Below are 13,001 nucleotides of genomic sequence, written 5' to 3'. Positions count from 1 at the left end.
ACCGATCTTGACGGTGCTTTGACGCGATGGCCCGCAAATCTGTACGGGTTCACAACGGGGGTTCGAGTCGCGGGAAGCCTTGTGACAGCTGATCAATCCAGCGAGCGCGCGTGGCGAGAATATCGCGGTTCCGAGACTCCGATTGGGCGGCGACGTGCGAAAGTAGGTCGCGAAGTCGGCCCAGAACGAGTGGCGAGTTCGATGCCGAGGCTATGACGTCGTCCAGTCCGGTTCTGACGAAGCTCGTGAAGTCGGGCAGTGGAATCACCACACGCAGATCACCACGCTCGTCGACGGCCCGGATCGAATCTGCGCGTACGGAGGTCACCAGAGAGAGGAGGTCCTCGATCTCGTCCAGAGCCTGCACGGCCGTCGCAGGATCGTTGATAGCGGGTGAGAGCGCTCTGAGCGCGATGTCAGCCAACAACCGAATCGCGAGTAGGGGGTCCTGGGTGAAGGTCCGCTCACTCCCACTGACCAAGGCGTCAAGGATCGTGTTGGCGGGCATGGGTCCGCCGTAGACGTCGGCGAGCGGCAATCCGTCTCGCAGCGTGCTACCCGGCGACACTCGGAGGACCACCATGGATCGGCAGTTCCGAGCGTTCTGCAGCAGATCTTCGACGAGGATCTGCTGCAGAACGGCCGGCGGTCGATGCCACTCGATTGTCGTGATCACCGGAAGTGTTGGTAGAGGAGGCAACTCCAGATCAGTGGTGGGGTACACGGCGGCGAAGACTGCTCGGCCACGACTCGAGATCGTGGTCAGTACCGGAGCCAACTGGATGGCCGAGAATGCGCGCAGCTGGAGCAGCCTGATCAGCGTCAGCGTGGCCAAGAGCGCCAGCACTGCGAGACTTGGCACAACCACGGACACATCCGTTTCGTTGCTGATGGCGAGCGCCGCCGTGATGTCGAAAACCGACTGGCCTATCGCGAAGGCAAATGTCCGCCACACGATGGGGTCGTCGCGGAACAACAACAAGCGAGGAGTGAAGGTGGTCGCGGCCCACTGGACGACGAGGAACAGCAGCGAGAAGATCACTGCCACTACACCCAGTAACCCCAGTCCGAGGGCAACGAGCATCTCGCTGACCTGACGGGCGGGAATCATCGGGCCGCTCCGGATATACGGCATCCCCAGTCCGGCAGCCAGCCCCACGACGACGCACAGGATCTGGGTCAGGCCGGCACGTACACGGCGCCGGGGGACGAGGAAGGCATGCCCGATCGGGGTGGGAGCGAAACGTCCGGGCTGATCCACACTTCAAGCCTCCACGCTGCGGCAATGGTGCGCCTTCACCCGAAACGGATGATGTCGACGTCGTCGTGATCCTGAAACGCTTGAAAGAGCCATGTGAGAGACAGAAGGCGAGACGTCATGACGGATCCGACAGACCAGAGCCGCGCCGTACTACCGATTCCGGATCGACAACATCTTGGTCTGGTGACGTACGACGCGAAGGATCCGGACACCGAGTTTCCGCCGATCACTCCGCTACTACCGCCGGCCGGCGCACCCAATGTTCTGGTGGTCCTGTTGGACGACGTGGGATATGGCGCGAGCAGTGCCTTCGGAGGACCAGCGGACACACCGACTGCTGAGCGATTGCAAAGTAATGGGCTCACGTACACGCGGTTTCACACGACGGCACTGTGTGCTCCGACCCGCGCCGCTCTTCTGAGCGGGCGCAACCATCATTCGGTCGGCATGGGATCGATCACCGAAACCGCTACCTCGGCTCCTGGTCTTTCCGGCCTGCGGCCGAATACCAAAGCCGCACTGCCGATGACGTTGAAACTCAACGGATACTCGACGGCGCAGTTCGGCAAGTGTCACGAGGTTCCGCCGTGGCAAACATCCCCGGTGGGACCGTTCACGTCGTGGCCGACGGGAGAAGGCGGATTCGAGCATTTCTACGGATTCATCGGCGGGGAGAACAACCAGTATTACCCGGCGCTGTACGAGGGCGTCGCGCCTGTCGAGCCGGACAAGACACCGGAGGAGGGTTACCACCTCACCGAAGACCTTGCCGATCACGCGATCGACTGGGTTCGGATGCAGAAGTCCTTGGCTCCGGACAAGCCGTTCTTCGTCTACTTTGCACCCGGCGCCACACATGCACCGCACCATGTTCCGAAGGAGTGGGCCGACAAGTACGAGGGCCGGTTCGCAGGAGGTTGGGACGCCCAACGCGAATCGATTCTCGGGCAGCAGAAGCAGCGGGGAGTCGTTCCCGCGGATGCGGTCCTCACCCCGCGTCCCGAGGCCATTCCGGCGTGGGAGGATATGAGTGAGGAGATGAAGCCCGTCCTCGAACGCCAAATGGAAGTCTATGCAGGATTTCTCGAACACACCGATTTCCATGTCGGCCGGCTTGTCGATGCGATCGAAGAACTCGGAGCTCTCGACAACACCCTCGTGTACTACATCATCGGAGACAACGGAGCGTCCGCAGAGGGGACGATCAACGGCGCTTTCAACGAGATGGCCAACTTCAACGGACTCGCCGCCATCGAAACACCCGAGTTCATGGCGGAAGTGAAAGACAAGTTCGGTACCAAGGACGCATACAACCACTATTCCGTGGGGTGGGCGTGGGCAATGTGTACGCCGTATCAGTGGACGAAACAGGTTGCGTCACACTGGGGTGGCACCCGTAACGGGACGATCGTGCACTGGCCTGCAGGGATTCGGACCAAGGGGGAGACGCGGTCGCAGTTCACCCACGTCATCGACGTTGCACCGACGATCCTCGAAGTCGCGAAACTACCGGAACCGACCTTTGTCAACGGCGTCCAGCAATCACCCATCGAGGGGACCAGCATGGTCTACACCTTCGACGACGCCGAAGTCGCCGAACGTCACGATCTGCAGTACTTCGAGATGGCCGGCAATCGCGGTATCTATTACAAGGGTTGGAGTGCGGTCACCAGGCACAGCACTCCGTGGCTTTTCGCGGAGGCACTCCCCGCACTCGACGACGACGTGTGGGAGCTCTACGACGGGTCTCAGGATTGGACGCAGTCCAAAGACTTGTCGGCTGAGATGCCGGAGAAACTCGCTGCACTGCAACGCTTGTGGTTGATCGAAGCGGTCAAGTACAACGTGCTTCCGATCGACGACCGAAGATTCGAGAGGTTCAACCCTCACATCGCGGGGCGTCCGCAGTTGGTGTCCGGGAACCGACAGGTTCTGTTTCCCGGAATGAAACGGCTGAGCGAGCACAGCGTGCTGAGTATCAAGAACCGATCGTTCAGTGTCACAGCAGCAGTCGACGTCGCGGATGGCATTACTGCCAACGGTGTGATGATCGCGCAGGGAGGCAGATTTGGCGGCTGGGCACTTTACGCGCGGGAAGGCCGCGCCAAATTCGTCTACAACCTATTGGGCATGACTGAGTTCGTCATCGCTTCCGACGTTGACATTCCGGCAGGATCACACCAGATCAGAGCTGAGTTCACTTACGACGGAGGTGGTCTCGCGAGAGGCGGTGGGGTCACGATCTATCACGACGGTCGCGAAGTGGGCTCAGGTCGCGTCGAGCAGACGCAACCGATGGTGTTCTCCGCGGACGAGACCACCGACATCGGGGATGACTACGGCATGCCTGTCAGTGTCGATTACAGTGGCGCAACCACATTCAACGCACGTATCGACGTCGTGCAGATCGATGTCGGTGACGACGACCATACCCACCTCATCGATCCGGAGGAGGTGGCGCGAGTGGCGGTGTCCAGACAGTGATTCCACAGGCAAGAGCAGCAGTCACAATCTCCTGAGGGAGGGTCGCAATGCCGACCGTCATCCGAACTGTTCACGATCTGGTCCGCCACGCGCGCGGGCCGACGCACCATCACCACCATCAATCCGTGCACGAGGCGCGGCGAATACGTGCCCACCACATTCTGGTCACGCATTCGCTCGCCTGATTTCGGGGCTACAGGTCGCGCGCCAATGCTCGTCCGGCTGCGCGGCCCGAGAAGATGCAGCCGCCGAGGAAGGTCCCCTCGAGTGCGCTGTAACCGTGGACTCCGCCGCCGCCGAAGCCCGCGACTTCACCGGCTGCGTACAGGCCGTCGAAGACACTGCCGTCGGCCTTGATGACCTGCGAATCCAGGTTGGTTTCCAAGCCGCCGAGAGTCTTGCGTGTGAGCAGGTGCAACCGGACCGCGATCAGTGGGCCGTTCTTGGGGTCCAGGATCTTGTGCGGTGCAACGACGCGCACGATCTTGTCTGCCAACAGATTACGGGCACCGTGGATGGCGGTGACCTGGAAGTCCTTGCTGTACTTGTTGTCGACTTCGCGGTCGCGGGCGATCATCTCGCGCTCGATGTCCTCGTAGTCGAGGAGCGGTTCGTCGGTGAGGGCGTTCATGCCGTCGACCAGATCACGAAGGTTGTTGCGCACAACGAAGTCGGCGCCCTTCTGCTTGAACGCCTCGACCGGTCCCGGCGCGCCCTTCTTGATTCGTTCGAGGAGGAGCTTGAAGTCGCGGTTGGTGAAGTCCGGGTTCTGTTCCGATCCCGAGAGTGCGAACTCCTTCTCGATGATCTTCTGGTCGAGGATGAACCACGTGTACTCGTGGCCGCTGTCCAGGATGTACTTGAAAGTTCCCATCGTGTCGAAGCCCGGGAAGTTGGGGACCGGCAGACGCTTGCCGGTGGCGTCGAACCACATCGAGGACGGTCCGGGAATGATTCGGATTCCGTGGTTCGGCCAGATGGGATTCCAGTTCTGGATGCCTTCGGTGTAGTGCCACATGCGGTCGCGGTTCACGATGTTTCCGCCCGCGGATTCGGTGATTTCGAGCATGCGCCCGTCGACGTGCGCCGGTACTCCCGTCAGCATGTGCTTGGGTGCCTTGCCAAGTCGCTCGGGCCAGTTTTTCTTCACCAGTTCGTAGTTGCCGCCGATTCCACCGGATGTGACCACGACGGCCTGTGCGGCGAACTCGAATTCGCCGATGGGGGTGCGCGAGCTCTTCACGCCGCGCAGATCACTGGAAGGTTCGAGGACGGTTCCGCGTACACCAGTGACCGCACCATCGGTGACGACGAGTTGATCGACTTGGTGGCGGTGCTTGAACGTGACCAGTCCACGCTTCTGAGCGGCGATCACTTTGGTCAGAAAGACATCGACGACGCCAGGTCCGGTGCCCCAGGTGAGGTGGAAGCGCGGCACCGAATTTCCGTGTCCGAGAGCCATTCCGCGGCCGCGTTCGGCCCAGCCGACATTCGGCATCAGGCGAAGCCCCAGATCGTGCAGGTACTGACGCTTGTCGCCGGCCGCGAACTCGACGTACGCCTTGGCCCACTGACGCGGCCAGTGATCTTCGCGGTCGCGGTCGAATCCCGCTGTGCCCATCCAGTCCTGCATCGCCAACTCGAGGGAGTCCTTGATGCCGAGTCGGCGTTGTTCGGGGCTGTTCACGAGGAAGAGTCCGCCGAGAGACCAAAATGCCTGCGCGCCGAGGTTGGCAGCGTTCTCCTGTTCCACGACAAGGACTTTGCGGCCCGCGCGCGTCAGTTCGTAGGTGGCGACCAGTCCCGCCAGCCCTGCCCCGACAACGATGACGTCAGCTTGTTCGCTCACGACAACTCCTCTTCCGATTGGTTGTTCTGGATTATTTCGCTGTAGGACAGCAGAATTCGAGTGAAGATATCGCGGCGCAGTGCAAAGGCGGCGTTGGTGTCGGTATCGACGAGGCACTGCACGCTGGTGCCGTCGTGCACTGCAACCAATGCCCGTCCCAACGCCGTCGGGTCGCCGACGATTGTTCGCCCGACGTCGCTGAGTGCGGACTCCACGATGGGCAACAGGGTGCGAAGGATCGCGTCTTCACGGTCGGCAAGGGCTTTGCGAAGTGCCGGGTTGCGGAGCGCGTGGGCTGTGAATTCCGCGTTGATCCGGTACCACTGCGGGTCGACCGGAACCACCGCCACGATCCGGGCGACAGCGGCATGGATGTCGACGGTGTTACCGGCGGTGATCGACTCCGTCGCCAACCGCAGATCGGCGAGCATTGCTGCGGATCGCTGCTCCCACATCGCGAAGAACAATTCGTCGAGTGAATCGAAGTTGGAGTAGAACGCGCCTCGGGAGTATCCGGCGCGTTCGCAGATCTGCTCGACCGTGGCGTGCCCGAACCCGGCTTCGGAGAAGACATCTGCAGCCGCGTCGAGCAGGCGCTGCCGGGTCTGACCACGGCGTTTGGTGACACGCTTGGCCGGCGAGTTGTCCGTTCCAGTCGTCATCGGCGCCTCCGTCAGGGTGGGACCCCAAACGATACACCGATGTATCCGATGCGTAGGCGTATCTCGATCTGTTCTTCTTCGCAGGTATTTCTATGCGTATCTAGTAAATGTCCAAGAGAAGTGAATATTCAGGTGTGATCGCTACAGATGCAGATCACGCTTCCTGATCGCCGCAGTGGCGGCGACGCTGATCGCCGAGGTGGCCACCAGATATCCACAAGCCAGCCACGGTGAACCGCCGCTGGCGCCGATCAGTGCCGTCAGAATCAGAGGTGTGACGCCGGAGGCGTAGATACCCGAGAACTGGTAGACGACCGACAACCCGGTGTACCGGATTTCTGTAGGGTAAAGGCTCGCATACAGGGTTCCCTGGGCACCGTAGAACAAGGCATGAATCACTCCGAAGACCACGACCATCGCGACTCCGAAGAGCAGGAGATTCTCGGTACCGAACAGTGCGAAGGCGGGGAAGATCGCGAGGCCGTACGCGGCGATGCCCACGATGTAGACCCGTTGCGGGCCGAACCGATCGGTGAGTAAACCGGAAAACGGCAGCAAGATCGCCATCACTACTGCGGCCACGGTGACCACAAGAAGTACGGGAACCTTTTCGAAATGCAGCGTCTTGGTTGCATACGTGATTGCAAAGACGCCCCAGGTGTTGAACGCGGCGCCCTCGCCCCAGCGAGACAACATGCCCAGTACGGTGTTTCGCGCGGCTTTTCCTTGAAAGACTTCCCTGAGCGGGGCGGACGAGCGCTGTTCGAGGTCGCGAACGGCCTGAAAGGCGGGCGTCTCGTCCACCTTCAAGCGGACCACCAACCCCACGATCACGAGCACCAGGCTCAGGACGAAGGCGATGCGCCAGCCGAAACGGAGAAACTGGTCGTCGTCGAAGACTGTTTGAAGCAGCGCGAACATTCCTGTGCCCAATGCCAACCCGAGAGCCAATCCGATCTGCGGGATGCTGCCGAACAGTCCACGCTTCTTCTCCGGACTGTGTTCGACCGCCAAGAGAACAGCTCCGGCCCACTCACCACCGAGAGCAAATCCCTGCAGGATACGAAGCAGCAGAAGCAGAATCGGCGCAACGACTCCGATCTGAGCGGCGGTCGGAAGAACGCCCATCATCGCCGTCGCGATACCCATGATGAACATCGTGAGAGCAAGCGTCTTCTTGCGCCCGATGCGATCGCCGATGTGACCGAACGCCACTCCACCGATGGGGCGAACGAGAAAGCCGACTGCGAAGGTCGCAAAAGAAAGCATGGTCCCGACAAAGGAACTCTGGTTGGGGAAGAACAGTTGGTTGAAGACGAGGCTCGCGGCCGTCGCATAGAGGAAGAAGTCGTACCACTCGACCGTCGTGCCGAGCAGGCTCGCGGCGACGACGGTTCTCAGTCTGGATCGCCGCTCGTCGTCGGTCTCGTTCGAGAACGGTGAATTGTGCTCGACTTCGGCAAACGTGGTCATCGGAGCCCCCGGGTCGCGGTGCAAATTCACGAAGCTATCGCCGGAGCCGAAAGTGGGCACCCCTAGCGATCAGGGTGATTTCAACCCTGTTCTTCGAGGTGGACTGTGGTTGTAATGACAGAAGAGTTCTGCCTGTTCGTCGACGAAAGGAATCACCGTGTCACTGCGCTTCCACTGGTTCTTGCCTACTTACGGTGATTCCCGGAATCTGATGGCGGGTGGACACGGCAGCTCGATGTCCGGTGATCGTCCGGCGACGCTGAAATACCTCAATCAGATCGGCGCGGCCGCCGAGACGAACGGCTTCGAGGCCGTTCTCACACCCACCGGCGCGTGGTGCGAAGACGCATGGCTGACGACAGCGATGATGGTCGAGACCACCGAGACGCTCAAGTTTCTGGTTGCTCTGCGACCGGGATTGCTCAGCCCGACGCTGGCCGCTCAGATGGCCGCTACCTTCCAATGGCAGTCGGGTGGTCGTCTGCTGCTCAACGTCGTGACCGGCGGGGAGGACCACGAGCAGCGCACGTTCGGTGACTTCCTCGACAAGAACCAACGGTACGCACGATGCGGCGAGTTCCTCGACGTGATCCGCCAGTTGTGGTCCGGTAACGGTCCGGTTGATTTCTCCGGCGAGTACGTCAACGTGGAAAAGGCTACGCTGCAGCGCATTCCGGATCCGGTACCGCCCATCTTCTTCGGTGGATCGTCGCCGGCGGCCGGAACCGTCGCATCGCGTTACGCGGATACGTATCTCACCTGGGGTGAGACGCCGTCCGCTGTTGCCGCCAAGATCGCCTGGATTCGCGACCTCGCGGAAGTCCAAGGTCGTCACCTCGACTACGGAATCCGTCTGCATATCATCAGCCGGGACACCTCGGAACAGGCATGGGCAGAAGCGGATCGGCTGCTCAGTGCGCTCGATCCGGCGACCGTCGAGCAGGCTCAGGCGAGTCTTGCGCGATCCGGCTCCGAAGGTCAGCGTCGAATGCTCGAATTGCACGGCGGCGGTTCGGCTTACAAGGAGGGCGTCGGAGCGAGGTCGCTGGAGATTGCGCCGAACCTGTGGACCGGCGTCGGATTGGTGCGAGGGGGTGCAGGCACCGCATTGGTAGGTTCGCACCAAGAAGTGGCTGATCGGATTGCCGAGTACGCGGCGATCGGCCTGGATCACTTCGTATTGTCGGGCTATCCCCATCTCGAAGAGGCGTATCAGTTCGGTGAGGGTGTGCGTCCGATCCTCGAAAAGCGTGGATTGGTAGCACCGCACGGTTCGGTCGGCGGACCGGTGCGGACGCCCTTCGTCTCCAGTGGGAACTGAGTCGAACAGCGAGCTCTTCGAGAAGGCGACGTTTGTCCCGATCTTTCGGGCACGGCCTCCCTCCGGGACTATTCACGCAATTCGGTCAGTAGATCCGTTCTAGGCTGCGCACTGTTGCCGAACTCAAGGCGCAGTACGAAAGGATCCTCGATGAAGCTGGGCACGAGTGGAGTACGTCGCGTCGTGGGAACCGTGGCAGTCGCCGCTGCAACCGCGGCAGGCGTCGCGATGGTCAATCCTGCAACTGCGTCGGCCGAGGTGGTCCCGCCGGTCGTCTCGTACAAGGTGACCGGAAACGATCTGGCGCTGACGATCACGAACAACAACACGGGCATTGCCCCGTTGTGCCAGGCGTTTGTCGTCAACGCCGCGGATTCTGCTGCCGTGCTTGATGATCCGCTCAAGCTGCTCGATCCGAACCTTGTGGTGTACCCCAAGATCACCGACCCGTCCTCACTGTTCGCCGTCGGTAAGGGGCAGACGGTCACCAACACAGTGACCGATGTTCCGGACGGAACCTACGCCGTGCTTGGTGCCTGCTCCGATCTTCTCGATCTGGAGACGTTGGGTAAGCCTGTTCCTGGCGTGCCGAGCCTCGTTGTCATCGGTGGACCGTTCAGCGGCATCAATACCGGAAGCCTGAGCGACCTGTTCGGCAGCGGCAGCCTCGAAGGACTTTTCGGGTAGCTCACCGTCTGTCTCCCCAATTTTCCGACTGAGCGGTCTATTCTTCAGGCATCTGGTGATCTGACCGACTTGCCTGGAGGTTCGGAAATGCGAAGTCGTGGATTCAAACGCGCTCTGGGAAGCATTGTCGCGGCGTCGGCCGCCGTCGTGGGACTTGTTGTCATGACTCCGGCGACGGCGTCGGCAGCACCGGCGATTCTCCCGCCTCCGGTGTCGGTGAGCGCAGCGGACAATGCGATCACCTTCACCATCACCAATCCGAACCCGCGGTTCAGCTTCATCAACTGCACAGTGGCGATCCTCAACGCCAGAGATGTCCCCGACGTGATTCGTGATCCGGCAAAGCTGCTCCAGCCCGGCGTGTTGGTGTATCCGACCGTCAGCAACATCCTCGATCTGTTTGCTGTTTCGCCTGGGCAGACGATCACGCGGACCGTCGGCAATCTGCCGGCCGGGGTGTACGCCGTTGCGGGAGCGTGCGTTCGACTGCTCGATCCGACCAACCCCACTATCGCGATTCCGCAGGCCGTTGTGGTCGGCGGCTGGTTCGAGGGCGCCGGAACCGGAAGTCTCTCAGGTTCTTTGGAGGACCTGGGATATAACACGGTCCAGGACTTGATCGACGCGTGGAATCGAATCAGCTCGGGAAGCAGCGGCGGCAGCTTCCAGTTCGACTACCAAGGTGGCTCGGATTTCGAGGTAGTGGGTCCCACGTCGTAGTCGGTCCGGCTCACTTGCGCGCGCGGTGGCGTCGCACCGCGTCGCGATTCGCACACGTGGGGGAGCAGTACCGCTGATTGCCGTTGCGTGAGGTGTCCGCATAGATGTTGGTGCACTCGTCCAGGGTGCACCGACCTAATCTGTGCATTCCGCGGCCGACGAGGTGCAGCGCCGTGCCTACCGAGAAGAGGGCCTTGAGGACCTCGGCGAGCGACTGTTGCGGATCGCGGTAGTGCAGATGCCACCCGTCGTTTGCATGGTTGGTCATGCGCGGATACGCCGACGCTTGCTCGAGCATGACGTTCACCAACTCGGCGCGGGCTGCCTCCTCCGTGACGTCGACGATTTTCGACCACTCGATCAGAAGGTCGAGGGTCTCGTCGAGGTCCTTCTCGGCGATGGGGAAATCGAGAATGATGCCTGCATCGACGCAGCGTTCGACGAGTTCGGCCAAGGTCTCGGGATTTCGATTGGCCAGGTCGGCGGCCAGCGTCACCGCATATTCGCCGTAAGGGTTGAGATGCACAATGCCATTACATCATGCTCGTCGTATGAAGAAAACAGATTTCGCGCCGATAAGTTGCATCCACCGCTGGGAGATCGAATCTCGGCATCGGACCAGCGAGGGGACGGTCACCTACCTGCGCTGCCATTGCGGGTCGTGGCAGACCTTGCTCGCCGAATGGGTGTCGGGCGGTGCGGGCTCGGCCGTCGCTGCGCCGATCAAGGTCAGGTCCAGGTAATGGTCAGCTAATCGCTCCGTTTTGCCTCGGGTGACATGGAACGTGTTCTAGATTCAGGGTTGTATGCCTCGGTATCGCGGCGCAGACTCTGAAAGGGAAGACGATGCAGTTCAACCTCGCTGATGTATTCGAAACCGTCGCCAGCTCGGTGCCTGATCGCGTCGCCTTGACTTACGAGGGAGAGAACTTCTCCTACGCTGAGCTGGACGCGGAAGCCAACCGAACGGCCAACCTGCTCGCGCAAGCCGGCATCTCGCGCGGCGATCATGTAGCCCTGTTCCTGAAGAACAGCGTCGAACATGTCACGTCGATCCTCGGGTTGATCAAGATCCGTGCGGTCCCGATCAACGTGAACTACCGGTACACGTCCGCCGAGCTCGAGTACATCTTCACCAACTCCGACTCGGTCGCAGTGGTCGTGGAACTCCCCGAGCATCAGCGTGTCCTTGCTTCCCTTTTCGGTGCATGCCCGAAGGTGAAGACGGTGATCGTGATCGGCGAGGTCGAGGCCGAACTGGTCGCTGCCGCGAAAGCGCATGAAGTGTCGGTGGTTTCCTTCGACGACGCTCGCGAGATGTCACCGGTAGGGGAGTTCGATTCTCGTTCGGGCGACGACGTGTACCTGCTCTACACCGGTGGGACGACCGGATACCCGAAGGGTGTCATGTGGCGTCACGACGACTTCTTCCGTAAGCCGCTCTCCGGCGGAAATCCGTACGGCGAGGAAGCTCGACAGGACCTCGCCGAGATAGCCAGCGCTGCAAAGGAATTTCCGGAACTCTCGTTCCTCATTGCCGCCCCCCTCATGCACGGCGCAGCGTTGTATTCGCTGTTCACGTTCCTCACCCTCGGCGCGCGCGTGGTTCTACGACGAGAATTCGTTGCGGAGAAGGTCGTCGAAGCGATCGAGAAGGATTCGGTACAGGTGATCTTGATCGTCGGTGACGGCATGGGACTGCCGTTGGTCGACGAGATGGAACGACGCAAAGACGAGGTCGATTTCAGCACCCTGTTCTCGATCACCTCGGGTGGTGCGATCTGGTCCACCAGCGTTCGGGATCGCATGCTGGCGGTGAAGCCGGACCTGCTGTTGCGCGACAACTTCGGAGCCTCGGAGTCCGGTAACGACGGCGCCTTCTCCATCGACGAGGCGGGGAATCTGCGAATGCCGCCCTCGCCGAACATGATCCTGGTCGACGAGCGGCTCGAAGAGATCCCCGCCGGCTCCGACGACGTGGGCTACATCGCGCGTATCGGAAACGTCCCGCTCGGGTACTACAAGGATGAAGAGAAGACCGCCCGCACGTTCCCGACCCGCGCTGACGGCACCCGTCTTTCGGTGCTCGGCGACATGGGCAAGGTCGAAGCGGACGGCACGATTGTCTTCCTGGGTCGTGGCTCGCAGTGCATCAACACCGGTGGCGAGAAGGTCTTCGCCGAAGAGGTCGAGGCCGCCCTTCACGCGCATCCGGCAATATCGGACGCACTCGTTGTCCCCGCGCCCGACCCGCGCATGGGGCAGCAGGTCGCAGCGGTGATCGCGACCTACCCCGGATCCGACGAGTTGACTCTCGAAGCGGTACAGGAACATTGCCGCAAGACGTTGGCCGGCTACAAGGTGCCGCGCACGATCGTGCTGGTCGATGAAGTCAAGCGAACCCCGGCTGGTAAGGCGGACTACCGCTGGGCGACGACACTGGCATCGACCTAGCAACGTGGAATGGGCGACGACGACCTTTCACACGGATTTCACCACGACATAAGAGACATACCGGAAAGATGGTGCAGAGTAAGTCGTTCG

General features: G+C 61.2%; 12 protein-coding genes. 7 read left to right on the top strand and 5 right to left on the bottom strand.

Annotation, left to right across the window (positions count from 1 at the left end; genetic code table 11):
* Positions 1 to 49: 49 nt before the first annotated feature.
* A complete protein-coding gene (locus PCS43_RS23470) occupies positions 50 to 1,261 on the bottom strand; it encodes a DUF2254 family protein (RefSeq protein WP_209910058.1) in 1,212 nt (403 codons plus the stop codon).
* A gap of 117 nt (positions 1,262 to 1,378) precedes the next feature.
* Here PCS43_RS23470 and PCS43_RS23465 point away from each other — a divergent pair, with 117 nt between their 5' ends.
* Both PCS43_RS23465 and PCS43_RS23460 read left to right on the top strand, forming a co-directional pair.
* Complete coding sequence (locus PCS43_RS23465) at positions 1,379 to 3,745, top strand: arylsulfatase (protein ID WP_209910055.1); 2,367 nt, start codon at positions 1,379 to 1,381, stop codon at positions 3,743 to 3,745.
* 47 nt (positions 3,746 to 3,792) lie between these two features.
* Positions 3,793 to 3,930: a hypothetical protein gene (locus PCS43_RS23460; protein ID WP_156511708.1), complete on the top strand. Its 138-nt coding sequence runs from the start codon at positions 3,793 to 3,795 to the stop codon at positions 3,928 to 3,930.
* Positions 3,931 to 3,938: 8 nt separating this feature from the next.
* On the opposite strand, the gene PCS43_RS23455 is transcribed toward PCS43_RS23460, so the two are convergent.
* The 3 genes from PCS43_RS23455 to PCS43_RS23445 form a co-directional block, all read right to left on the bottom strand.
* Entirely contained in the window at positions 3,939 to 5,594 is a 1,656-nt protein-coding gene (locus PCS43_RS23455; protein ID WP_003940084.1) for an FAD-binding dehydrogenase, read from the bottom strand.
* Positions 5,591 to 6,256, bottom strand: coding sequence for a TetR/AcrR family transcriptional regulator (locus PCS43_RS23450; protein ID WP_003939987.1), 666 nt, complete (start codon positions 6,254 to 6,256; stop codon positions 5,591 to 5,593). Before PCS43_RS23450 ends, PCS43_RS23455 begins: the two co-directional genes overlap by 4 nt.
* Before the next feature lie 141 nt (positions 6,257 to 6,397).
* The gene (locus tag PCS43_RS23445) at positions 6,398 to 7,729 is read right to left on the bottom strand and encodes an MFS transporter (protein ID WP_042447217.1); all 1,332 of its coding nucleotides are present in this window, start codon (positions 7,727 to 7,729) and stop codon (positions 6,398 to 6,400) included.
* A 157-nt stretch (positions 7,730 to 7,886) separates the two neighbouring features.
* On the opposite strand from PCS43_RS23445, the gene PCS43_RS23440 reads away from it, so the two are divergent.
* From PCS43_RS23440 to PCS43_RS23430, 3 genes are all read left to right on the top strand, one after another.
* Positions 7,887 to 9,050: an LLM class flavin-dependent oxidoreductase gene (locus PCS43_RS23440; RefSeq protein WP_209910051.1), complete on the top strand. Its 1,164-nt coding sequence runs from the start codon at positions 7,887 to 7,889 to the stop codon at positions 9,048 to 9,050.
* 150 nt (positions 9,051 to 9,200) lie between these two features.
* Positions 9,201 to 9,737: a hypothetical protein gene (locus PCS43_RS23435; RefSeq protein ID WP_007729952.1), complete on the top strand. Its 537-nt coding sequence runs from the start codon at positions 9,201 to 9,203 to the stop codon at positions 9,735 to 9,737.
* A gap of 87 nt (positions 9,738 to 9,824) precedes the next feature.
* Positions 9,825 to 10,457, top strand: coding sequence for a hypothetical protein (locus PCS43_RS23430; protein ID WP_209448004.1), 633 nt, complete (start codon positions 9,825 to 9,827; stop codon positions 10,455 to 10,457).
* A gap of 10 nt (positions 10,458 to 10,467) precedes the next feature.
* Here PCS43_RS23430 and PCS43_RS23425 read toward each other — a convergent pair whose 3' ends face one another.
* Positions 10,468 to 10,983: a CGNR zinc finger domain-containing protein gene (locus PCS43_RS23425; protein WP_003940315.1), complete on the bottom strand. Its 516-nt coding sequence runs from the start codon at positions 10,981 to 10,983 to the stop codon at positions 10,468 to 10,470.
* A 25-nt stretch (positions 10,984 to 11,008) separates the two neighbouring features.
* Between PCS43_RS23425 and PCS43_RS23420 the strand changes: the two genes are divergently transcribed.
* Together PCS43_RS23420 and PCS43_RS23415 are read left to right on the top strand one after the other, a co-directional pair.
* Positions 11,009 to 11,200, top strand: coding sequence for a hypothetical protein (locus PCS43_RS23420; protein ID WP_039973125.1), 192 nt, complete (start codon positions 11,009 to 11,011; stop codon positions 11,198 to 11,200).
* 103 nt (positions 11,201 to 11,303) lie between these two features.
* Positions 11,304 to 12,911, top strand: a complete 1,608-nt coding sequence (locus tag PCS43_RS23415) for an AMP-binding protein (protein ID WP_209910048.1) — start codon at positions 11,304 to 11,306, stop codon at positions 12,909 to 12,911.
* Positions 12,912 to 13,001 lie beyond the last annotated feature (90 nt).

It is taken from the genome of Rhodococcus sp. C-2 (genome assembly GCF_027854095.1).
Lineage (GTDB): Bacteria > Actinomycetota > Actinomycetes > Mycobacteriales > Mycobacteriaceae > Rhodococcus_F > Rhodococcus_F qingshengii.
Note: the sequence above shows the minus strand (reverse complement) of the source record. Positions and strands in the feature narration are given on the sequence as shown.